General features: G+C 54.6%; 21 protein-coding genes and 1 tRNA gene. 14 read left to right on the top strand and 8 right to left on the bottom strand.

The window, feature by feature from the left end; all coding sequences use genetic code 11:
* Positions 1–4: 4 nt before the first annotated feature.
* The 14 genes from whiA (at position 5) to smpB (ending at position 14781) form a co-directional block, all read left to right on the top strand.
* Positions 5–952 carry a DNA-binding protein WhiA gene (gene whiA, locus JUE30_RS00950; RefSeq protein WP_203623221.1) on the top strand — a complete coding sequence of 316 codons (948 nt, stop codon included), beginning with the start codon at positions 5–7 and terminating at the stop codon, positions 950–952.
* A gap of 77 nt (positions 953–1029) precedes the next feature.
* A complete protein-coding gene (locus JUE30_RS00945; protein ID WP_203623220.1) occupies positions 1030–1479 on the top strand; it encodes a MarR family winged helix-turn-helix transcriptional regulator in 450 nt (149 codons plus the stop codon).
* Positions 1480–1546: 67 nt separating this feature from the next.
* Positions 1547–1618, top strand: a tRNA-Arg gene (locus tag JUE30_RS00940).
* 196 nt (positions 1619–1814) lie between these two features.
* A complete protein-coding gene (gene clpP / locus JUE30_RS00935; protein WP_056989759.1) occupies positions 1815–2405 on the top strand; it encodes an ATP-dependent Clp endopeptidase proteolytic subunit ClpP in 591 nt (196 codons plus the stop codon).
* A 334-nt stretch (positions 2406–2739) separates the two neighbouring features.
* Positions 2740–3777 (top strand): sugar-binding transcriptional regulator, encoded by a 1038-nt coding sequence (locus JUE30_RS00930; RefSeq protein ID WP_203623219.1) that lies wholly within the window; start codon positions 2740–2742, stop codon positions 3775–3777.
* 37 nt (positions 3778–3814) lie between these two features.
* Positions 3815–4837, top strand: a complete 1023-nt coding sequence (gene gap / locus JUE30_RS00925; protein WP_125755001.1) for a type I glyceraldehyde-3-phosphate dehydrogenase — start codon at positions 3815–3817, stop codon at positions 4835–4837.
* A 228-nt stretch (positions 4838–5065) separates the two neighbouring features.
* On the top strand, positions 5066–6256 hold the full coding sequence (pgk, locus tag JUE30_RS00920) for a phosphoglycerate kinase (protein WP_125755000.1): 1191 nt from the start codon (positions 5066–5068) through the stop codon (positions 6254–6256).
* Between the two features lie 26 nt (positions 6257–6282).
* Positions 6283–7038, top strand: coding sequence for a triose-phosphate isomerase (tpiA, locus tag JUE30_RS00915; RefSeq protein WP_203623218.1), 756 nt, complete (start codon positions 6283–6285; stop codon positions 7036–7038).
* 72 nt (positions 7039–7110) lie between these two features.
* The gene (gene eno / locus JUE30_RS00910) at positions 7111–8415 is read left to right on the top strand and encodes a phosphopyruvate hydratase (RefSeq protein WP_125754998.1); all 1305 of its coding nucleotides are present in this window, start codon (positions 7111–7113) and stop codon (positions 8413–8415) included.
* A 164-nt stretch (positions 8416–8579) separates the two neighbouring features.
* Positions 8580–9797: an MFS transporter gene (locus JUE30_RS00905; RefSeq protein WP_203623217.1), complete on the top strand. Its 1218-nt coding sequence runs from the start codon at positions 8580–8582 to the stop codon at positions 9795–9797.
* Between the two features lie 64 nt (positions 9798–9861).
* Positions 9862–11409, top strand: coding sequence for a ClC family H(+)/Cl(-) exchange transporter (locus JUE30_RS00900; RefSeq protein ID WP_203623216.1), 1548 nt, complete (start codon positions 9862–9864; stop codon positions 11407–11409).
* Between the two features lie 99 nt (positions 11410–11508).
* Entirely contained in the window at positions 11509–11745 is a 237-nt protein-coding gene (secG, locus tag JUE30_RS00895; RefSeq protein WP_125584772.1) for a preprotein translocase subunit SecG, read from the top strand.
* A 163-nt stretch (positions 11746–11908) separates the two neighbouring features.
* On the top strand, positions 11909–14290 hold the full coding sequence (gene rnr / locus JUE30_RS00890; RefSeq protein WP_203623215.1) for a ribonuclease R: 2382 nt from the start codon (positions 11909–11911) through the stop codon (positions 14288–14290).
* Positions 14291–14307: 17 nt separating this feature from the next.
* A complete protein-coding gene (gene smpB / locus JUE30_RS00885; protein WP_125758263.1) occupies positions 14308–14781 on the top strand; it encodes an SsrA-binding protein SmpB in 474 nt (157 codons plus the stop codon).
* 38 nt (positions 14782–14819) lie between these two features.
* Here the strand turns inward: smpB and JUE30_RS00880 are convergent, their stop codons facing one another.
* The 8 genes from JUE30_RS00880 to JUE30_RS00845 form a co-directional block, all read right to left on the bottom strand.
* Entirely contained in the window at positions 14820–15218 is a 399-nt protein-coding gene (locus JUE30_RS00880) for an HIRAN domain-containing protein (protein WP_203623214.1), read from the bottom strand.
* Positions 15211–15924 carry a J domain-containing protein gene (locus JUE30_RS00875; RefSeq protein ID WP_203623213.1) on the bottom strand — a complete coding sequence of 238 codons (714 nt, stop codon included), beginning with the start codon at positions 15922–15924 and terminating at the stop codon, positions 15211–15213. Before JUE30_RS00875 ends, JUE30_RS00880 begins: the two co-directional genes overlap by 8 nt.
* A 193-nt stretch (positions 15925–16117) precedes the next feature.
* Complete coding sequence (locus tag JUE30_RS00870) at positions 16118–17302, bottom strand: cyclopropane-fatty-acyl-phospholipid synthase family protein (protein ID WP_203623212.1); 1185 nt, start codon at positions 17300–17302, stop codon at positions 16118–16120.
* A gap of 168 nt (positions 17303–17470) precedes the next feature.
* Positions 17471–18706, bottom strand: a complete 1236-nt coding sequence (locus JUE30_RS00865) for an MBL fold metallo-hydrolase (protein ID WP_203623211.1) — start codon at positions 18704–18706, stop codon at positions 17471–17473.
* 206 nt (positions 18707–18912) lie between these two features.
* Entirely contained in the window at positions 18913–20214 is a 1302-nt protein-coding gene (locus tag JUE30_RS00860) for an ABC transporter substrate-binding protein (RefSeq protein WP_203623210.1), read from the bottom strand.
* An 8-nt stretch (positions 20215–20222) separates the two neighbouring features.
* The gene (locus JUE30_RS00855; RefSeq protein WP_125758215.1) at positions 20223–21044 is read right to left on the bottom strand and encodes a carbohydrate ABC transporter permease; all 822 of its coding nucleotides are present in this window, start codon (positions 21042–21044) and stop codon (positions 20223–20225) included.
* Between the two features lie 12 nt (positions 21045–21056).
* Positions 21057–21950 carry a carbohydrate ABC transporter permease gene (locus JUE30_RS00850; protein WP_203623209.1) on the bottom strand — a complete coding sequence of 298 codons (894 nt, stop codon included), beginning with the start codon at positions 21948–21950 and terminating at the stop codon, positions 21057–21059.
* Positions 21940–23001 carry an ABC transporter ATP-binding protein gene (locus tag JUE30_RS00845; RefSeq protein ID WP_203623208.1) on the bottom strand — a complete coding sequence of 354 codons (1062 nt, stop codon included), beginning with the start codon at positions 22999–23001 and terminating at the stop codon, positions 21940–21942. The genes JUE30_RS00850 and JUE30_RS00845 overlap by 11 nt, the downstream gene beginning before the upstream one ends.
* Positions 23002–23374 lie beyond the last annotated feature (373 nt).

Raw genomic sequence — 23374 nt, 5'->3', positions numbered from 1 at the left:
GTGAATGGCCAGTTTTGCTAGCACAGTTAAAAAAGAACTGACCCAACTGGAGGTTCACCCGGAGCACGCGAAGGCGGAACTGTCTGCACTGATTCGGATGAACGGGACGTTGGCAATTCAGGCGCACCAGTTCGTGCTCAACGTCCAAACGGAGAATCCCGCCATCGCGCGCCGAATCTACAGCTTGATCCGCCAAGTTTACCATCATGAAGCTAACCTGATTGTTCGGCGCAAGATGAAACTGAAGAAGAACAACCAGTATGTGGTCCGCCTGACCACAGGGGTGAACGCCGTTTTGGAAGATCTGGATATTCTGGACGGGCGCGACATGTCGATCCGCACTGCGGTGTCCCGAAAGGTGCTGGACGAGCCGCAGCGGGAACGCTCTTATCTTCGCGGCGCATTTCTCGCCGGGGGTTCAGTCAACAGTCCGGAGACGTCCCGGTACCATCTGGAAATTTATTCTCTGTACAAGGACCACAACGATGATGTGCTGAAGATGATGAATGATTTTGGGTTAAATGCCCGTACCGTTGAACGGCGCAGCGGTTGGATCGTGTACCTTAAAGAAGCCGAAAAGATTGCGGACTTTTTGCAGGTGATCGGTGCGACCACGGCCATGCTTAAGTTCGAGGATGTTCGGATTGTCCGCGACATGCGCAACTCCGTCAATCGTCTGGTTAACTGCGAAACCGCCAACTTGAATAAAACCATCGATGCAGCGCAAAGGCAGATTGAGAATATTAACGCCCTGAAAGACCGGGGCCTGCTGGAAGGTCTGCCGTCCAAACTGCGGGAAATCGCAGAGCTGCGGCTTGCACATCCTGATGTTTCGTTGAAGGAGCTAGGGGAAATGGTGCCCAGCGGCGTGATTTCGAAGTCCGGGATCAATCACCGGTTGCGGAAACTGAACCAGATTGCAGAAGGCAGTCAGCAGGCCGCTGAAAGTTGACACTTCCATTACTTAATTAAATCGTCTACAATAAGCTCGATAGAAAAGATGGATATGACGTCACTGGAGGCGAGCATATGACTAAACCGATCCGTTTGAATGAACAGCTGTGTTTTTCCATATACAAAGCGCAAAAACAATTTAACCACTTTTATTCGCAGGCGCTGGCCAAGTACAAGTTGACTTATCCGCAGTACATCACGCTGCTGTCGCTTTACGAGCACGGCACGATGTCGGTCAAGGAAGTCGGGCAGACGCTGAACCTGGACTCTGGGACCTTGACGCCGCTGATGAAGCGGATGGAAAAGGACGGCTGGATCTCACGCAAACGCTCTGCGCAAGATGAGCGCCGGGTGGATGTCAGTTTGACCCAGAAGGCCAAAGACATGCGCGATGAGATTTACGATCATGTGGGTTCATGCATGACCTATCTGGATTTTCCGGAAAAAGTGTATGAAGCGATCAAGAGCCAGGTTGACACGGTCGATCAGCATCTGACGGCCATCCCTGACGAGAAGCTGCAGTGAACGCGGGCCTGAATTTGGCTTGAGGGTTGCATTTTGGCCGGCGCTCCCGTAAAATAATTGAGTACTTGCGCGGTTAGTGTAATGGATCGCACGTGAGATTCCGGTTCTCGAAATCCGGGTTCGACTCCCGGGCTGCGCAGCATTCAAGGAAGACGCCACTAGTTGGCGCCTTTTTTAATGCCTGCAGCAGGTGGTTGAGGGCTCGCGAGGCGCGTGAGTATGCTAAACTATCCCTGACCCGAAAAGTTGGTCAAAGTCTTTGACCTTTTTTGACGTTAGTGCTAAGCTTGGCACTGTACTTAGAAGAGTGCTAATACTCGTTAGGAGGTTCCGCTATGTTAGTTCCGACAGTGATTGAACAAACCAGCCGCGGCGAGCGTTCTTATGATATTTACTCCCGCTTGCTTAAAGACCGGATCATCATGCTGTCCGGGGAAATCAATGACCAGGTTGCAAACTCCGTCATTGCGCAGCTTCTGTTCCTCGACGCACAAGACCCTGATAAAGATATTTACCTGTACATCAACAGTCCTGGTGGTGTGATCACCTCTGGCCTGGCGATGCTGGACACGATGAACTTGATTCACGCCGATGTACAAACGATCGCGATCGGCATGGCTGCATCGATGGCGTCGGTGCTGCTCGCCGGTGGGGCGAAGGGCAAGCGGTTTGCGCTGCCTAACTCTGAAATCTTGATTCACCAGCCGTCTGGCGGTGCCCAAGGCCAGCAGACCGAGATTGAGATCGCCGCTGAGGAGATTTTGAAATCGCGCAAGAAGCTGAATAAGATCCTGTCTGACGCCACTGGTCAGACGGAAGCCAAGATCAAGAAGGATACGGAGCGCGATAACTATATGACCGCTCAGGAAGCCAAGGATTACGGCTTAATCGATGATATTTTGACCTCGAAGGCCGACCAGAAGTAATCCTGAAATCGAGCACTCGCGCATAGATGCGGGTGCTTTTTTGATGAAAAATAGGTGAGAACTCATCCGAATGACCAGTTTTGAAAACCCCGTCCCCAAATTAGAGAACGGTTTCTTTCCGAAAATACGCGCAGGCTCAGCATAGATTCTTCCAAAATTGGAAGAGTTTTCGGCTTTTAGGCAAATCCCTTGCACCGTTTTCAGCAGGTGGCTATAATAGAAAGCGTTGGTAAGGGAGATCCGGTGTGTCTGGGGTCCCAAAATTTTTTGCTACTACTGGGTCACTATGTGGCACGGTAGGACGCCAAACGACCCACGAAAAGGACAATGAGCTATGCATTCTGAGTTCGCTTGGATCGAAGCAATCGCGCCTGATTTCATGGGCGTGATTACGCAACGCTATCAGATCTTGCAATTCATCAGCTGGATGTCGCCGGTCGGTAGACGGGCGCTTGCTGAGCAGATGAAGCTGAGCGAACGAGTTCTGCGCACGGAAACCGAGTTTCTGCGTAAGCAAGGCCTGATTGAAAGCTCAAAGTCTGGCATGGTCCTTACCAGCCAGGGTATCGAAGTTTTCCAAGGCTTGGAGCAGTTCATGAATCGGCTGCTGGGGTTCAAGGAAGACGAGAAGCATCTTGCCGAAAAGCTTGGCATTGAGCACTGCCTGATTGTTAGCGGTGACGCGGATCAAAGCAGCCGGGTCTTGGACGAGATGGGGAAGCAGTTAAACTCCACTCTCCAGCTGATCCTGCCCAGCGGCCAGTTGACCATTGCGGTCATGGGCGGCACAACAATGGCGCGCGTGGCCCAGCAGATGACGTATAAGCTGTCTGCAGGCCGCGAGTTAACCTTTGTGCCAGCACGCGGCGGCGTCGGCGAGGCGGTGGCAATTCAAGCCAATTCGGTTGCCGCCAGCATGGCAGAAGCAACGGATAGTAAGTACCGGGTGCTGTACATTCCTGAAAATGTCAGTGCGAAAACTTACCAGCCACTGCTCCAAGAACCGGCGGTCCGTGAGGTGCTCCAATTAATTGACAATGCCCAGGTTGTGATTCATAGTATAGGAGATGCATTGATCATGGCTAAGCGTCGATCGATGTCTCCTGAGGCCATTGCCGAGCTCACCGAACAGCATGCAGTTTCAGAAACTTTTGGCACGTTTTTCGATGCGAGCGGCAAGGTCATTTACAAGATCCCAAGAATTGGGTTACAGATTCCGGATCTTGATCATATCCCATATGTGTTTGCAGTTGCCGGCGGCCGCTCCAAGGCCAAGGCAATCGCAGCATATATGAAAAATGCGCCGAGTCGGACGTGGCTCATCACGGACGTCGGCGCCTCAAATGCGATTTTAACTGGGGAAACCCGTTAGAATAAAACTCTTATTTCCTAAAGGAGGAAATTTTAGCATGACTGTTAAAATTGGTATCAATGGTTTTGGCCGTATCGGTCGTTTGGCCTTCCGTCGCATCTTTGAATTAGGTGCCAAGAGCAACGATATTGAAGTTGTTGCCATCAACGATCTGACCAGCCCAGCGATGTTGGCTCACCTGCTGAAGTATGACTCAACTCACGGCACTTTCCCTGGTGAAGTCAGCGCTACCGACAACGGTATCGTTGTTAACGGCAAGGAATACCGTGTTTATGCTGAACCTCAGGCTCAGAACATTCCTTGGGTTAAGAACGACGGCGTTCAGTACGTTCTCGAATGCACAGGCTTCTACACCTCAGCCGAAAAGGCTCAGGCTCACTTGGATGCCGGCGCAGAACGTGTTCTGATTTCCGCACCTGCTGGCAAGATCAAGACCATCGTTTACAACGTAAACGATGACACCTTGGACGCTGACGACAAGATCGTTTCCGCCGGTTCTTGCACGACCAACTGCCTGGCACCAATGGCTTACTTCCTGAACAAGGAATTCGGCATCGAAGTTGGTACCATGACAACGGTTCACGCTTACACCTCCACTCAGATGCTGCTTGACGGCCCTGTTCGCGGTGGCAACCTGCGCGCTGCGCGTTCTGCTGCTGTTAACACCATCCCTCACTCAACTGGTGCGGCTAAGGCTATCGGTATCGTTATCCCAGAACTGAACGGCAAGCTTCAGGGCCACGCACAGCGTGTCTCCGTTGTTGACGGCTCCCTGACCGAATTGGTTTCCATCCTGAAGACCAAGAACGTGACGGCTGACCAGGTCAACGCTGCGATCAAGAAGCACACCGATGGCAACCCAAGCTTCGGCTACAACGCTGACGAGATCGTTTCGTCCGACGTTATCGGCACAACCTACGGCTCAATCTTCGACCCTACCCAGACCGAAGTTACGACCGCCGGTGACTACCAGCTGGTTAAGACGGTTGCTTGGTACGACAACGAATATGGCTTCACTTGCCAGATGATTCGTACCCTGCTGAAGTTCGCGACTCTCTAATTTAAAACCTTAGAGCATTAACGATTTCAACCGTTATGAAGGGGGCGGAGGGAGTATCTCCCTCCGCCTTCTTTTTATGACAACATGTGCAAAAGCACACGCATATCCCTGGCCTCGACGGGCTGGGCTTGCCGTACCAAACACGCTGTTTGGCAGGGCAAACCTAGTCCGCTTGGGACCAGGTGGGTGTGCGCTCAGCATTCCAACATTTTAGGAGGGTTTTATTCAATGGCTAAATTGATCGTTTCTGATCTAGACGTGAAGGACAAAAAAGTCCTGATCCGCGTTGATTTCAACGTGCCGATCAAAGACGGTGTCATCGGTGATGACAACCGTATCGTGGCTGCTTTGCCGACGATCCAGTACGTGATCGATAACGGCGGCAAGGCAATTCTGCTGTCCCACTTGGGCCGGGTTAAGACCGAAGAGGATAAGGCTAAGTTGAGCCTGCGTCCAGTTGCAGAGCGTCTTTCTGAACTGCTGAAGAAGCCGGTCACCTTCGTTCCTGCTACTCGCGGCAAGGAGCTTGAAGATGCGATTGCCAAGATGAACGACGGCGACGTTCTCGTGATGGAGAACACGCGCTTCGAAGACCTTGACGGTAAGAAAGAATCCGGCAACGATCCAGAACTTGGCAAGTACTGGGCATCGCTGGGTGACCTGTTCGTCAATGACGCGTTCGGGACCGCTCACCGTTCCCACGCCTCCAACGTCGGCATTGCGTCCAATATGCCTCAGGCTGCTGCCGGCTTCTTGATGGAAAAGGAAATCAAGTTCTTGGGCGACGCTGTTCAAAACCCAAAGCGCCCATTTGTTGCCATCTTGGGTGGCGCGAAGGTCTCTGACAAGATCGGTGTGATCCGCAACCTGGTACCGAAGGCTGACAAGATCATTGTTGGCGGCGGGATGACTTATACCTTCTACGCTGCTAAGGGCCTGTCAATCGGTAAGTCACTGGTTGAAAAGGATAAAATCGACCTGGCCAAGCAGATCATGGACGAAGCTGGCGACAAGCTTTTGCTGCCAGTTGACAACGTGGTGGCTACGGAGTTCTCGAACGACGCCCCTCACAAAGTTGTTGAAGGTGCGATTCCTGATGGCTACATGGCCTTGGATATCGGGCCAAAGTCCGTTCAGGACATCAAGGATGCCCTGAAGGGTGCCAAGACGGTCGTTTGGAACGGCCCAATGGGTGTATTCGAAATGCCTAATTACGCCAAGGGTACCCTGGAAGTTGGGACTGCGCTTGGTGATTTGAAGGATGCAACCACGATTATCGGTGGCGGCGATTCGACCGCTGCGGCTAAGCAGCTTGGTATCGCACCAAAGATCACCCACATTTCCACTGGCGGTGGCGCAAGCCTTGAATACCTGGAAGGTAAGACTCTGCCAGGCATCGCGGCAATTTCCGACAAGTAAGTTTCAATTCTGAAAGGAAGTTAATTATGCGCACACCTATCATGGCCGGGAACTGGAAAATGAACAAGAACCCGGAAGAAACACAAGCATTTCTGAACGGCGTTAAAGGTAAATTACCAGAATCCAGCAAGGTTCAGACCGTGATTGCCGCACCGGCAATTGATCTGAGCACCCTGGTTGCTGGCGCCAAAGGCACTCCGCTTCAGACCGCGGCAGAAAACTGCTACTTCGAAGACGCAGGTGCCTTCACCGGCGAAACCAGCCCGAAAGCCCTGAAAGAGATGGGCCTGGACTATGTCGTGATTGGCCACAGCGAACGCCGCGGCTACTTCCACGAAACTGACCAGGACATCAACAAGAAGGCCAAGGCCATCTTGAAAAACGGCCTGCTGCCGATCATCTGCTGCGGTGAAAGTCTTGAACAGCGTGAAGCTGGTCAGACCAACGACTGGGTCGCTTCACAGGTTGAAGCAGCTTTGGCCGGCATCTCCGCTTCAGAGGTTAAAAACAGCGTGATCGCCTACGAGCCAATCTGGGCCATCGGCACTGGCAAGACCGCCTCTGCTGACCAGGCGCAAGAAGTCGTTGCGCACATCCGCTCAATCGTTGCCAAGCTGTATGATGCGGCAACGGCAGACGCTGTTCGCATTCTTTACGGTGGTTCGGTCAAGCCAGCCAACGTCAAGGAATTGATGGCTAAGCCTGACATCGATGGCGGCCTGGTTGGCGGCGCATCGATGGATCCGGATAGTTTCGTGGCCTTGGCCAACTACCAAGACTAATCCCACAGCTTTTCTGTGGTAAACTAATTACGATAAAACCTGCCTGTATCAGGCACAAAAAGGAGAAAACATATGTCTATTATTACAGATGTTTTGGCTCGCGAAGTCCTCGACTCTCGTGGCAACCCGACTGTTGAAGTTGAACTTTATACGGAAGACGGCGGTTTCGGCCGCGCGCTTGTTCCGTCAGGCGCTTCCACCGGTGAACACGAAGCCGTTGAACTGCGCGACGGCGACAAGTCCCGTTTTGGCGGCAAAGGCGTTTTGAAGGCTGTTGCCAACGTGAACGACGTGATTTCCAAGGCCGTTATCGGTTTGGATGCCACTGAGCAGCGCCTGATCGACCAGACCATGATCGACCTCGACGGCACCCCGAATAAGGGCAAGCTTGGCGCCAACGCCATTCTCGGTGTTTCCCTGGCTGCCGCCCGCGCTGCTGCCTCTGAAGTTGGTCTGCCGCTGTACCAGTACCTTGGCGGCCCTAACGCACACGTGATGCCAACACCGATGATGAACGTCCTCAATGGTGGCGCGCACTCGACCAACACCGTTGACTTCCAGGAATTCATGATCATGCCTGTTGGTGCCAAGTCCATGCGCGAAGCGATCCGCATGGGTTCTGAAACCTTCCACGCCCTGCAAGCAGAGCTGAAGGCGAAGGGCGACATCACTTCCGTCGGCGACGAAGGTGGCTTTGCGCCTAACCTGAAGGACAACGAGGAAGCCTTTGAGCTGCTCGTTGAAGCTATCCAGAAGGCCGGCTACAAGCCGGGCGAAGACGTTGCCATCGCCTTTGACGTTGCTTCGTCTGAGTTCTACGACCCAGAGACTAAGAAGTACACCCTGAAGTGGTCTGATCCTGATACCTCCTACACGACCGACGAATTCATCGATCTGCTGGCGAAGTACATCGACAAGTACCCGATCGTTTCAGTCGAAGATCCAATCGACGAAAACGACTGGGAAGGCTGGCAGAAGTTCACTGCCAAGCTTGGCGACAAGGTTCAAATCGTCGGCGACGATCTGTTCGTTACCAACACCGATTACCTGAAGAAGGGGATCGACATGGGCGTTGCCAACTCCATCCTGATCAAGCTCAACCAGATCGGGACGCTGACCGAAACATTCGAAGCGATCGAAATGGCTAAGGAAGCCGGCTACACCGCCGTTGTTTCCCACCGTTCCGGTGAAACCGAAGATACGACCATTGCTGACTTGGTTGTTGCAACCAACGCCGGCGAGATCAAGACTGGCTCGATGAGCCGGACCGATCGCATCGCGAAGTACAACCAGCTGATGCGGATCGAAGACGAACTCGGCAAGTCTGCTGCGTACAAGGGCCGCAAGTCCTTCTACAACGTTAAGGCGATCGACTAGTCTTTCATTTCGGCGGGTCTAGCCCGGCGGACATTGAGCATCCTGCAGTTTGCAGGGTGCTTTTTTGCTGTCCTGACAACAAAATTCACACTTTCTTCACAATTCACTCGCACACTATTATGTGACTGTTTTTATTTGCAGCTAAATTCAAAGGGAGTGACGACATGAACGAAACCCAAAGAGAAAAGAGCCCGTGGCGGCAGAATTTGAACGTGCTGTGGGTGTGCACGTTTATTGCCGGCATTGCCTTTTCCGAGATCACGCCGTTCATGTCGCTGTATGTCGGTGAATTGGGCAATTTCACCAAGGCGCAGGTTTCCCTGTATTCCGGCTTAGTCTTTGCGGCCACTTTTTTTGTGACCGCCATTGTTTCGCCGCTTTGGGGTGCGCTTGCCGATCGCAAAGGCCGTAAGATCATGCTGATCCGGGCGGCGGTCGGGATGGCCGTCGCAATGTTTCTGATGGGTCTGGTGACCAATGTCTGGCAGCTGATTGGGCTGCGAGCGCTGCAGGGCCTGTTTTCCGGGTTCATTTCTAACGCGCAGGCGCTGATTGCCTCGCAGACGCCGCGCAGTCACGCCGGCAAGGCGCTCGGGACGCTGGTGACTGGCTCCACCTCGGGCATGCTCATGGGGCCCGTGATTGGCGGGTTGCTGGCGCAATTCATGTCGATCCGCGTGACTTTCTTCATCACCGCCGGGCTGCTGTTGCTGGCTGGGATTGCTTCAGGGCTATTCGTCAAAGAATATTTCGTGCCGGCCCCGCACCGTAAAGGTGAAAAGGGCGGCCTCTCAGGGCTTTTGAGCCAATTTGCCAACCCCAAGCTGATTATCATCTTGCTTGTCTCGACCATGATCGTGCAGCTGGGTAACGCGTCCATCTCGCCAATCATCAGCCTGTACATCAAAGAGCTGATGCATAACGTTGGGCCGGTGGCGCTGGTGGCCGGCATCATCGCTGCTTTGCCAGGGCTGTCGAACATTCTCGCGGCCCCGCGGCTTGGCGATTACGGCGACAAGCACGGCTCCGGGAAAGTCCTGATTGCCGGCTACCTGTTCGCGGTAGTCATGTACTTTCCGCAGGGCTTTGTCACCAGCGTCGTCTTGCTCGGGGTTTTGCGCTTTGCCATTGGGATTTCCGATGGCGCCTTGTTCCCCACGATTCAAACGCTGCTGACCAAAAACTCGCCGGCGTCGGCGACGTCTGCAATTTTCTCGTGGAACCAGTCGTTCCAGGCGCTGGGTAACATGTTCGGCGGACTGCTTGGCGGCTTGCTTGGCGGCATTTTCAATTACAATGTGGTGTTCATCTCCACGGCGGCGCTGCTGCTGCTCAACTTCGTCATCTTGTGGGTTACTGAGCCGACGCTGCGGCGCGGCTAGGTCCGTGTTTTCTGCGGACCTTTTTTCTGTTGTATAATGGGACCAGTTTCTTTGGAGGTGTGACATGCATAAGGCTTCAAAAACCGTTGACGCCACACGGCTGCGCTTCGTTCTGTTTGGGCTGCTGGTTGGGCTGCTCACAGGCGGCGTCGTCGCGGCATTTCGGTTTTCAATTGAGCGAATTTTGGGGTTCATGCAGTCGCTTTACCGCACTGCCACGCCTGGCATTGTGATGCTAATTATCATCGGCAGTATTGTCGCCGGCTTACTCGTCGCCTGGCTGCTCAAAAGCGAGCCCAATATCTCAGGATCCGGGATTCCGCAGGTTGAAGGCCAGCTGCAAGGCGAGCTCGAGTTTCACTGGTGGTCGATCCTGTGGAAAAAATTTGTTGCCGGCATTATCAGCATTGGGCCGGGGCTGTTTCTCGGCCGTGAAGGCCCGTCCATTCAGTTAGGCGCCGCCGTGGGCCAAGGCGTGGCGCAAGGGTTCAAGAAAAATGGCGCGGATCGCCGCATCATGATCGCGGCTGGCGCGGCCGGCGGTCTGGCGGCGGCGTTCAATGCGCCGATCGCTGGCACGATGTTTGTGCTTGAAGAGGTTTACCACAATTTCAGCCCGCTGGTGTGGATCACCAGCCTGGCCAGCGCGGTGGGGGCCAACTTCATTTCCCTGAACGTTTTCGGCGAAGTGCCGGTCCTGCATCTGGTTTACAACCGACCGCTGCCGGTTTCCTTGTACTGGCACTTATTACTGCTTGGCGCGCTGCTTGGGGTGCTGGGGTTTGCCTATCAGAAGACGCTGCTGGCAATGCCTAAACTTTATTCGTTTACGCATATTCCTCGCGCGCTGCAGGGGCTTGTGCCCTTTCTCCTGGTGATTCCGATCGGGCTGCTGGACCCGGCTGTTTTAGGCGGCGGCAACGGCTTGATTACCGGGTTTAATCGCAGCATTCCGGCGTTTGGTGTGCTGCTGGTCATCTTTGCACTGCGCTACGTTTTTTCCATGGTCTCTTATGGGTCGGGGCTGCCTGGTGGGATATTTCTGCCCATCTTGTCGCTGGGGGCGGTGATTGGCGCCGCCTATGCGGTCCTGATGGGGGACATTGGTTGGCTGCCGCGGGCCTATGAGATGAATCTGATTATCTTCGCGATGGCCGGGTACTTTGCCGGTATCGGGAAGGCGCCATTCACCGCGATCCTGCTGATCACTGAAATGGTGGGTAACCTCACTAACTTGATGGCCATGGCGGTGTTGTCGCTGGTCGCCTATGTCGTGGTCGATCTGCTGGGCGGCGCGCCGATTTATGAGTCGCTGCTGCGGCGAATGACCACGAAAAATCGGCTTCAGGCGATTCACCGCATGGACCGCCTGGAGCTGCCGGTGTATGCCGGCAGCGTGCTGGACGGCATGGCGGTGCGCGATTTCAAGTGGCCAAAGGAAACCTTGCTGATGGCAATTCGGCGCGGTGAAGACAGCCTGCTACCGCATGGTGATACGGTCATTCACGGCGGCGACACGCTGGTGATTTTGACCGACGCCAGCCGGCGAGCGGCGGTGCGCAAACGGCTGCACGAGCTGGCCGAACAAATGAGTGAGCAGGAGCCCGAATGAGGCGCGCTTAGTTGGGCCCTGCGGGCGAAACTTGGCTGGTCTTGACGGCTGCTTTGTGATAATCTACTACTAGTGACCATTTGCAAGGGAGGGAAAAACTTGCAGAGTCTTTTTACTAATTTACTCATCATCGATTCGATCCTGATCGTGATCGCGACCCTGATGCAGCCGAGCAAGCAGCAAGATGCCTTGAGCGCACTGTCTGGCGGCGCCACCGACTTGTTCGGCAAGCAAAAATCACGGGGCTTTGAAGCGTTTATGGAAAAGGTGACCGTTGTACTGGGCGTCCTTTTCTTCGCCTTCTCGCTCGTCTTAGTGTATCTGGCATCCCACTAACGAAGGTCTCCTGGTGAACAGGGGCCTTTTTTTGGAGGCAGGCATAGGCGCATCTGCTCAAGTGGGGAAACCTTCTGCGGGTTGGTCAGCTAGCCGGCGCTCGGTGTAATTATATTTTTTAGAGATCGAAAGCTTTTTTATCAAAAGAAAACGAGGGACATCTATGACCACAGTCGGCCACTTAAGAAATGAATTATTGGCGACGTTTCGGCGTAATCCGCAGATCGGTTTTTCCACTGCGTCGCTGAATCGCGCACTCAAATTGACGTCAGCCGAGGACTTCAAAGTGATGGTGCAGGCGCTCACGGGAATGGAAAATGATGATTTGATTCATCAAGACGACAATCAGCGCTACATGCTCGGCGGCAAGCCGCAGAGCATGCAAGGCGTGTTCCACGGCAACGAAAAAGGCTTCGGCTTTGTTGCCATCGAGGATCAGGACAACGATATGTTCATTGCCCCGCCGAACACGAAATTTGCCATGGACGGGGATACTGTTGAAGTCACAGTCGTCCACCAGGCCCGGCCTGGCGACACGCGCGGTCCCGAAGGCGCGATCACCAAGGTGGTTGAGCGTAAAAACACCCGGTTAGTGGGCGAGTATGCGCCATTGTCCGATGCCGAGCACAGCCGCACGGGCTTTATTGGCACGGTCACGAGTCACGAAAAGAAACTGGCGCGCTATCCCATTTTCATCAAGGATAATGGTACCGTGCCGGAACGCGGCGACATGATCATGGCCGAAATCACTGAATTTCCGAACGCCGACCGGCCGAACAGCATGGTGGGGCTGATTGTCCAGAACCTGGGCAACAAGAATGCGCCTGGGGTCGACATCATGTCGCTGGTGCTGGCCAACGATATATACGTGGACTACCCAGACGATGCGATGGCGCAGGCCAACGCCATCCCAGATCACGTCACGACTGAGGACCGGTTGGGCCGGCGTGACATCACCGATCAGCCGGTGGTCACCATCGACGGGGATGACTCCAAGGACTTCGACGACGCGGTGGTGGCATGGAAGCTGCCCAACGGCAACTACCATTTGGGTGTCCACATTGCGGATGTCTCCTACTACGTGACTGAAGGCTCGCCGCTGGACAAAGAAACCTACAAGCGCGGTACCTCGACCTACCTGGTCGACCGGGTCATTCCGATGCTGCCATTCCGGCTCAGTAACGGGATCTGCTCGCTGAACCCCAACGAAGACCGGTTGGCCATGTCCTGCGACATGGAAATCGATGGCGAGGGCCGCGTGGTCAGCCACGAAATTTACCAGAGTGTCATTCGCTCCCACGGCCGCCTGACCTACAATAAAGTCAACCAAGTGCTCGATGGTGATCCCGATGCGACTGCCGAATACGGCGACTTGGTCCCAATGCTCAAGCTGATGGCGAATCTGCATAAGATTCTCTACAAGATGCGCCATGGTCGCGGCGCCATTGACTTTGAGGAAAATGAAGCCCAGATCATCGTGGATGACCAGGGCCACCCGACGGATATTGTGCTGCGCGAGCGCGGTGTGTCTGAGCGCATGATTGAAAGCTTCATGCTGCAGGCCAACGAGACGGTGGCGGAGCATTATAATCGCATGCACGTGCCGTTCCTGTACCGGGTGCACGAGACCCCAGACGAGGATCGCATTAAGGACTTCGTTGATTTTCTGGCTACCTTCGGCCTGCAAGTCCCAATCAAAAAGGGGCAGCAGGTGACGCCGAAGATGTTGCAGAATGTCAACACTGAAGTTGCGGGGACCCCTGAGGAAATGATGGTCAACGTCAAAATGCTGCGCAGCCTGAAGCAGGCGCGTTACTCTGACGAGCCGCTTGGCCATTTTGGCATCGCGGCCAAGTACTACTGTCACTTCACCAGCCCGATTCGCCGCTACCCTGATTTGGTCGTGCACCGGCTGATCCGGACCTACGCCATTGAAGGCACCGGCGATAACGTGCAGACCAAGTGGGCCGAAAAGCTCCCGGACATCGCCGCCCAGGCCTCGACCCGTGAGCGGCATAGTGTTGATGCCGAGCGCGCCGTTGATGACCTGAAGAAGGCCGAATTCATGGCCGATAAGGTCGGTGAAGAGTTTGATGCCGTGGTTTCCGGCGTTGCTGGGTTCGGGATGTTTGTTGCGCTGCCGAACACCGTTGAAGGCCTGGTTCACATCACCCGAATGACCGATGATTATTACGGGTTCTTGGAAAGCCAGATGGCCTTGATCGGCGAGCGCACGCACCACATTTACCGCATTGGGCAGCCGGTGCGCGTGAAGCTTGAAGCCGTCGACGTTGAGCAGCGTCAGGTCGACTTCTCACTGGTGCCGACTGAGGATACACCGACAACCGATTTGGTCGTGCCAAAGCAGCCCCGGCGTCAGCCGCGACGCGATGATCACAAAGCTGGTGCGCCGAAGCCTGGCGACCAGGGCAAGCGGCACAACGCCAAGCGGCCGACTGGGCACGCCAAGCCGTTTCGCAACACGATCGGCAGCCAGGTCAAAGGCCACGCCACTCGCGGTGGCAATAAAGGAAACAGACATTAACCAAAGAAGGTGAGCCGATGGCAAAAAAAATGAAGCCGAAGCCCGATAACCTTCTGGCCCAGAACAAAAAGGCCCGGCATGACTACAACATCCTCGAGACCTATGAGGCAGGCATTGCCTTGACCGGCACCGAGATCAAGTCGGTGCGGGCTGGCAAAACGACGCTGCGTGATGGGTTCATTCGCATCACGAATAACGAGGCTTGGCTGGTCAACGTGCATATCAGCCCGTACAAGGAGGGCAATCAGTTTAACGTTGACCCGCTCAGGTCACGCAAGCTGCTTTTGCACAAGAAGGAAATTGCCAAGCTGCTGGCCGCGTTGACTCAACAAGGCAAGACCGCAGTGCCGCTTCGCATGTACCTCAAGCACGGCTACGCGAAGGTCTTGATCGGGGTGGCCGAAGGGAAGAAGCTGTACGATAAGCGAGAGGCCTTGAAGCAAAAGGACCAGAAGCGAGATATCGATAGAGCAATCAAAGCACGCTACTAAGTAAAAAATCCAAGCCAATCGGCTTGGATTTTTTGCTTTCAAAGCTTTAAGAAGATATCGAGCCTGACGTACGGCCAGTTGCCTTTCATCGTCCAGTCGGTGATTTTTGCATAGACGTTCAGGCCGGCGTCGAGCAGCCGGGCGATCACGATGTTCTCGCGCTTCGGCAGGTACCCGAGCTTGCGGCCGGGCAGGGTCTCCACTCGCGTTGCAAAGGCATCGTACGCATTTTTCTCCCGCAGCAGGCGTACCTGCTGGCCGAGCGCCAGGTCGGCAGTCAATGTCGCCGGATCGGGCACATGAGCGGTGCCGGCGACATGATGATTGATCAGAAAAATCTCGCTGCCGGTCAGGTCGGTTGCTTGACTCGGCATTCCGCCGTGCCATGGCGTCAGACCGTTACCCCCGGTGACCGGTTTGATTTCAAATTCACCCATGACGGTTACCTCCTAAATCGCCAACCAGCTGCCCATACAGCACAATGTTTGCCGCCACCTGCTGTTTCAGCCGATTGAGGGCCAGTTGCAACTCGGCGCGGTGATGATCCCGCCAGGTCTCACTTTTCAGCTGTGCCTCGATTGTCAGTGGCCACGCTTGATACAGCGCAAACTTGCGGGCTCGCTCCTGCGCCAAGTCGGTCAGCAGGTCGGCCAGCTGGCGGTTCAGCTCCTGGGGTGACAGGTTTTCGTCTTCGCGGTTTGCCAGCATTGCAGCGATAGCCTCCAAGACTTCAAGTAGCCCGTTGGCGTAAGCGTCCAGCACTTTCAAGAACAGCCAGGCGTCCGCTGCACTTTGGTGGGGATGCAGATCCGGATGAAGCGCCTTGATCAGCTGCTTATACAAGGTGTTCAGCTCCTCAGATTCCGAGTCAGACAAAACTGGCAGGGCCAAGTAGCTGGTGGCCTCATTTAATTGGCTGCGCATGAATGCCAGATAGCGAACACGGTCGGCAAACGAGGCAGTGATCTTGACTTCGATCACTGGCAAATCAATGGGCTCGCCGCGGTTCAGGTACTGGCGGATCAGGCGGATCCGCATGGCGGTTTGATCGCGTTTGAGCTCGGCTTCGTACAGGCCGATCTCCAGCGGTCCAAATTCGCTCCAGTAAAAAGCGGTGAGGTTGGGCACGCGATGATTGCTCAAAGCATCATTTTCCTGTACAGCGTCAAGCAGCAGTTCCGCTGCGACGTTTACCCGACGGCGCGCCAAGACGGTCTCGGGGGGATAACATCAGGTCATACACGTTGCCCACCTCCTTTGATATCATTATCCGGCGGCGGGAAATCGCTTGCAAGTTTCCGCAAAAAAAAGATCCGCCGAAGCGAATCTTGGCAACCTAGTCGTAAATATAGTCGCGGGTCAGCGGCAGGCCAGTGCCGGAAGGGGCCTTCGTGACCAAGTACTGGATGACATCGATGTTCCCGGATTCAAAAGACGCGGCTGCAGCCTGCAGGTAGATGTCCCACATGCGTGTGAATTCATAGCCGAACTTCTTTTGAATGGTGTTGCGATGCGCATTGAAATTTTCGTCCCAGTGTTCAAGTGTGCGCTGGTAATGACGGCGGAGGGGTTCAAGGTCGGAAATCTGCAGCCCGGCATCGATAATGTGATCGATGTTTTCACTCAGACCGGGGATGTAGCCACCCGGGAAGATGTACTTGTTCAACCAGGCATTAGTGGCACCGCCTTGCTGGCGGGTAATGCCGTGAATCAGAGCGGAGCCGCCAGCCGCCAGCAGCTTCGTGACGTCCTTGAAGTACAGCTCCAGGTTCTCCTTGCCAACATGCTCGAACATGCCGATCGAAGTGATGTAATCGTAGGGACCGTCTGTGAGTTCGCGGTAGTCGACCAGCAGGACGCGGGCGTGGTCTTCAATGCCTAATTTTTGGATGCGCGCGTTGACAAAGTCGTACTGCTCCTTGGACAGTGTGATCCCGGTCACGTCGAGGTGGTAGCGCATGGCGGCGGTCAGCATGAGCGTACCCCAGCCGCAGCCAATATCCAGGAAGCGCCGGCCGGGCTGTGGGTCGAGCTTGCGCAGAATGTGCGTGACCTTGTTTTGCTGAGCGGCCGTGAGGTCCTGATCCCAGTCGTCAAAATAGGCGCAGGAATAGGTCATCGTGTCGTCGAGCCAAAGCTTGTAGAAGTCGTTGCCGAGGTCATAGTGGGCCTGAATGTCCGCCTTGCTCTTCTTTTCAGTGTGCGATTGTTTGGGGATGAACCGCATCAGTTTTTTGTTGCGCATAAACGAGCCTGCGCTTTCGTATGCGGCCGTCAGCAGCTCCTGGAGGGGGAATTGACCGCCGCCGGTCACATCGATGTCACCGCGCATGTAAGCCTCGCCTAGCGTAAGCGACGCGTTTTTGAGCAGCTCCTTGGCGGGGATTGCCTGTTTCATGTGGATCGTGAGGCTTGGCGTCCCCTCGCCGTAGGTCTTTTGCGTGTGGTCCCAGTATTCCACCGTGATGGGAATATTGAACGAGCGCGCAAACATTTGGTCGTAAAATTGTTTTTCGAGCATGAGTGACCTCCTTAAAATCTGTTCTTAAATACCTTACTCTTTTCACGGGGAAAAGGAAAATCTCAGCGATTCACCAAATGGTGTCAGGGCTGTCGCATCGCGGTTAGCACACCGTGTGCCACTTCCGGACCGAGAGTATTTTCAACTATTCGAATGGTCTTTTCAGGCCTAGTCTTCGGGCTCATCCAGTGTGTAATACAGATTCTTTTCCGGCAGCAGTACCTCGGCGCGAGTGGCCGCGTCGAGCGCTTCGGCTTCGCGCTCCGGGTGGAAGCTGTGCCAAGGCACAATGATGCGCGGGGCAACTGTTTGCGCCAGAGTGATCAGATCCGCCCGCGTGGCGTGACCAGTGCAGGACAAAAAGGTCAGCGGGATGGCGTGCGCGGTCAGAAAGTCTTTGAGCTGCTGGAAGCGGGGATCATAGTCGCCCAGCGGTTCGCCATTGGTATGGACGTAATTGCCCACGGGCAGCGCGGCCAGGTCGGCCAAGTGGCTGAACGAGTTCTCCAGCAGATACTGGTCTGGCGCTTGGCGCAGCGCGTCGGCAGTGATCGACTTGCCGATGATCTGGTCCGCTTTCAGCCCGGTCATCGTCTCCAAAATCACAGCGTCGGCAGGTTCCCAGACCATTTGCCGGTGCGCCTGGTGCGCGGCTTCTTGAATCGCCGCCAGCCGCGCGTAGTTGCGATTGTAGGGATTGATTGCGACCAGCTGCTTGGTGTTTCCCAGCAGACTGCTCAATTGTGCCTGCAATTCACTTTCGGTCAGCGCGGCGCTGGGATGATTTTGATCTTCCACTGGCGTTTCTGTGTCAAAAGAGAAGGTGGTGCCTTCAAGCATGAACATCGCCAGCTTCTTGTCGTGAAACACCTGGGACCAGTGGGCGACGCGTTCGGGATGCGGTCCATTTAGGCGGACATCGCCGGAGTGCGCATACCAGCGTGTTCCATCGCCCACCAAGAGCGCCATGATGCCTGGCTCGTCGTGATCGGAAGCAAAGCCCTCGACCGAAAAGGCCCCGACGGTCATGGGTGTCTCAAACGGGAGGGGGTGCAGATTGCGGACGGGCTTTTCAATGCCCGACTCGATTAGTGTCTGATAGAGCCGGTAGCTGGGTGCGGACAGGTACACCGGGATGTCCTGCTTCAGGTACTGCAGTGCGCCCATGTGGTCGATGTGAAGGTGCGAGATGAAAATTGCCTCGTGCGTCCAGTGATCTTCGGCCAGTCCAAAGAGTTCCGGCACGTTGGGCAGTTTCCCGTTTGCGATTGCCGAGGCCGCCGTTTCGTTCGTTAGGTCCGCGGCCACGCCAAAATCCATGATCACCCGGCTGCCTGCTTGAGAAAATTCCACTATGTTGCCGCCAATAGTCCTCAGTCCGTTCAAAAATCTGATTTGTGTCATCGTGTCCTCCTGGGTGGCGGTGAGCCGGTGAGACCGGTGCCGCTTAATCGTAACTGGTTATTCTACGCCACTTTTGCCGCGGCGTCACGTGGGTGACATACGGCCGTCTGAGTTTTTCGGTAACGACTGGCATTTAGCCAGCCGTACGAATTTTGGCCGAACAAAAAGAGCCGACTGCGCAGCCGACTCTTCTTGGTAAAAGCTGTTTACTTTGCGTCCTTCAGAATCGTTTCGGTCTTCTTTTGTAGGGTGCCCATGGCATCTGCTGGCTTAGTGTGCTTAGTCGTCATCGAATCAACGGCATCCAGCAGGTCATTGCGGTACTCGGTGAAGCCCTTGAAGGCGGTGGACTGGAAGCCGGAATCCAGTGAGTCGACGGCTGCCTTGTTCACTTCGTGGTTCTTCAGGTAGCTCTGGAAGCTGGCATCTTTGACTGCGGACTTGCGCAGCGGCACGTAACCCGTCTTTTCTGCCCACTTGATGGTTTCCTTCTTGGAGGTCAGGAACTTCATGAAGGCCCAAGCACCTTTTTGCTGATCGGCAGAGGCAGACTTGAACATCACAAGGTCATTGCCGGCCAGCTCAGTGGCTTTCTTGCCCTTGTATGAAGGCACCGTCGTGGTGTTCCACTCAAAGCCCTTCGGTGCATTTTGCTGCATCGAGGAAACGCCCGCAGAGGAGCCAATGTAGAAGAGGGTCTTACCCGAGGTGAAGTTCTTGTCACCGTAAATATCTTCACCGGCGGTCTTGGCTTCACCATCTTGCAACATGTTGAAGATCATGTTGGTGACTTGCAGGGTCTTCTTGGAGTTCAAGTTCGCCGTCAGGTCTTTGGAGACCAAAGCGTTGCCGTTCTGGCGAGCCAGTGCTTCGAGTTCCATGTCGAATGAGGCATCGAAGCCGACAACTGCGACGCCCTTGCTCTTAAGCGTCTGACCGAGCGTTTGCAGCTCTTCCCAGCTGGTTGGGACCTTGTTGACCCCCAGCTTCTTCATCAGTGCTGGCTGGTAGTACATGATCCGGGTCGACTTAGAAAACGGCATGGAGTAGTACTTGCCCTGATACTTCGAGCTGGAGATAAAGGCCGGGTAAATATCCTTCAGCGAGCTTTGGCTCAACTTGTCGCTGCCTTTGAGCATGTATGGGTCCAGCGGTGTGATGAAGCCGTTGGAGACATAGTCAGGAACGGTCGTGTAAGTCGTTTGCGCCATGGTTGGCAGTGACTTTGACTTGGCCCCCGCCATGATCTTTTGCTGCAGCGCAGTGTAGTTGCCTTGGGCGGTGCCCTTGACCACGTACTTGCTTTGCGAGTTATTGAAGTCTTTAATAATGCCGTCAAGTGCAGTCTTATAAGGACCGTTCATGCCGTGCCAGAAAGTGATGGTCACTTTCTTGTCACTGGTGCTGTTTTTACTTGAAGCGTTCGAATTGCCACAAGCGGCAAGGGTCAGGCCCAGCAGAACGGCGGCTGCCCCAAGTAATGATTTACCCCAAACACTCTTTTTCATGAGTTAAACTATCCTTTCAATCCAGCTTTTGAGATTCCAGCAATGATGTATTTCTGCAAGAACATGTAAACAATGACCATTGGAATGATCACGAAGGTCGAGGCCGCCATCAGCAGCTGATATTGCGTGCCCGCGTCGGTGGTAAAGGCTTGCAGCCCAACCGGCAGGGTGCGCATTTTTTCGCTGTTGGTGACGATCAACGGCCACATGAAGGAGTTCCAGGACCCGATGACTTCAAGGACGGTCACGGCGGTGATCGTCGACTTACTCATCGGGACCAAGACGGTCCAGAGGTACTTCCAGTCCGAAGCGCCGTCCATTTTCGCGGCGTAGTAAATCTGGTCAGGCGTGGACTGAAACGTCTGACGCAGGGTGAAGACAGTGAAGAAACTGGCCAGCCAAGGAAGAATAAGCGCCCCGTACGTGTTGACCAAACTCATCTTCGACAAGGTGACAAAATTGGGAATGATCAGCATCTCTCCGGGGATCATCATGGTTCCAAGGAAAATCATGAACAGGAAATTCTTGCCCCAGAAGCGAAGCCGCGCAAAGGCGAACGCCGCAAGAATGCTGGTCAGCAGCTGACCCACCGTGGTGACCACGGTGACGATCACCGAGTTAACGAAGTAGCGCAAGAACGGTGCGGCGTGAAACGCCTCGACATAGTTGTGCCAGCGCAGCACCTGAGGGATCCACACCGGCGGCACCTTGATGGTTTCCGGACCGGACTTCAGCGAGGTAGAGATCATCCACAGGAAGGGGATCAGCATCGTCAAGGCCCCGAGGGCGACAATCAAGTACAGTAGAACGCGACTGATTTTTTTTGCCATGATGATGCCCCCTTAGTAGTGAACGTGCTTGCGTGAGTACCACAACTGCACGAAGGTGACCAGGAGAATCAAGACAAAAAGCACAACGCCGCTGGCAGCCGCGATCGGGTACTTATACTCGGTGTAGAATTTTTCGTACAGGTAGTACACGATGGTCAGGTCGGCTTTCCCAGGCCCTGGAGTGCCCTGGAACAAGGCGAAGATTTGGTCAAACACCTTGAACGAGCTGATCACACCGTTGACAGAGACCAGGAAGGTGATCGGTGAAATCATCGGGATCGTGACGTTCCAGAAGCGCTGCCAGGCGTTGGCGCCATCGATTTCGGCCGCCTGATAGTAGCCTTTATCGATGTTGTTCAGCCCCACCAGGAAAAGGATGATGTTGAACCCGAGATCCTTCCAGATACTCATGATGATCAGCGCCAGCAGGGACCAGTGGGGATCCGTCAGCCAATTGATGGGATGGATCCCGACCAGACTCAGAAAGTAATTCATGAGTCCGTAGTCAGAATGGTAGATCCAGTTCCAGACCATCGCGATGGCGACGGTCGACGTGACGAACGGGAGAAAGTAAACAGTGCGGAAAAAGCCGGACAGCCACTTGATCTGATTCAGCAGCAGGGCGATGATCAATGACAAAATCACGGTGATTGGCACGACTCCGGCCACGAAGATCAGCGTGTTGCGCACCGCCAGATGAAAGTCTGGGTCGTTCCAAAGGTAAATGAAGTTGTCGAACCCCATCTTGCTCACTTTATCCGTGTAGAAGTTGTACTTGGTATAGAAACTCATCAGAAGCGATGAGATGATCGGCCAAATACTGAACGTCACGGAGATCACCAGCATTGGCAGGAGGTAAAGGTAGGCCTTGAGTGACGACTTCAGCGTGGGCTTCTCATTCATCATGGGCATCACCGCCAAAAATCAACGCACCTTTTTCGTCAAAGAGGAAAAATCCCGCTTTGGTGAGGAAAAAGTCGCCTTCCGTCTGGCTTGCCGGCAGTCCAGCCATTTCGGTGGAGAGCAGCGTCTCGCCGTTGTAGGCCAGATTGGCGGTAGCTTCCCGGCCGTACTTTCTGGCCTGCTTCAACCCGGCGTGGATCTTCGCCACCATTTCCTGACCGTTATCAAACGGGACGATGGCCTCGCTGCGAATCCCGGCCGTTTTGGCTTGGGCCAGGATGCTGGCCGGCACGCTGCTGACCAGATCGGCCTTCAGCGCGTCGGCGGGCAGGGTGTTGATGACGGGCTCACCGATAAACTTGGCCACAAACAGGTTGGCTGGCCGCTCGTAAAGCACCGTTGGCGTCGAGAACTGCTGAATCGTGCCTTGCGCCAGGACCATGATGTTGTCGGAAATGTGCAGCGCCTCGTCCTGATCGTGGGTCACGAAAATGGTCGTGACGCCAGTTTCCTGCTGGATGCGGCGGATTTCCTGACGCATCTCAATGCGCAGGCGCGCGTCAAGGTTCGACAGCGGCTCATCAAGGAGCAGAAGCGAAGGTGATTTAGCTAACGCACGCGCGATCGCGACCCGCTGCTGCTGGCCCCCGGAGAGCCCGCCCGGCTTTTTGTCAAGCTGGTCATCCACGTGGACGAGCTTCGCCAGTTCTTCGGCTCGCTTGTACCGTTCGGCCTTTTTGACCTTCTGCATCTTGAGTGGGAACGCGATGTTGTCGCGAACGGTCAAGTGCGGGTAGAGTGAGTAGTTCTGAAAGACCATCCCGACTTTGCGTGCCAAGGCGTCTTTTTTTGTGACGTCTTCATCCCCAAAGTAAATGTGGCCAGAGGTCGCCGGTAGTAAGCCGGAGATCAGGTTAAGGGTCGTGGTTTTGCCCCCGCCGCTTGGCCCTAACAGGGAAACAAGGGTGCCGTCAGGAATCTGAAAATTCAGATGCTTGAGGGTATCTTTCTTTCCGTCGTAGGACAAAGTGACGTCTTTAAACGTTACTTTCAACCCGGTTACGCTCCTTCAACTGTATTCGCGTGTCGCTAACTGTTGCGTCGCGGCACTAGATATATCGTAGCAAAGATGCGGCAAGGCCACAAGATACAGTATGATGACAGAACGCGCTCACCAGATGTGGCGGATGAGAGAGAATGCTGAGGATTCTATTCCTTTTATTCAATATGGCACTCATTCGCTGCTCCTGAGAGTTAGAGAGAGACTGACCAGGATTTAAAAACTCTTTGACCTGTTTTGCCAAAGCCCGTGGTGCCTCAAGCGGCGCGTTTAAGAATAACAGTTGCAATTGGCACTTATGCTTATAATTAAATTAGAACTGGCCAAACAAGGGTGCTTTTATCACTTTGGTAGTAGCGACACGCGG

Origin of the sequence: Lacticaseibacillus sp. 866-1, from assembly GCF_016861825.1 — a bacterium.
GTDB lineage: Bacteria > Bacillota > Bacilli > Lactobacillales > Lactobacillaceae > Lacticaseibacillus.
Note: the sequence above shows the minus strand (reverse complement) of the source record. Positions and strands in the feature narration are given on the sequence as shown.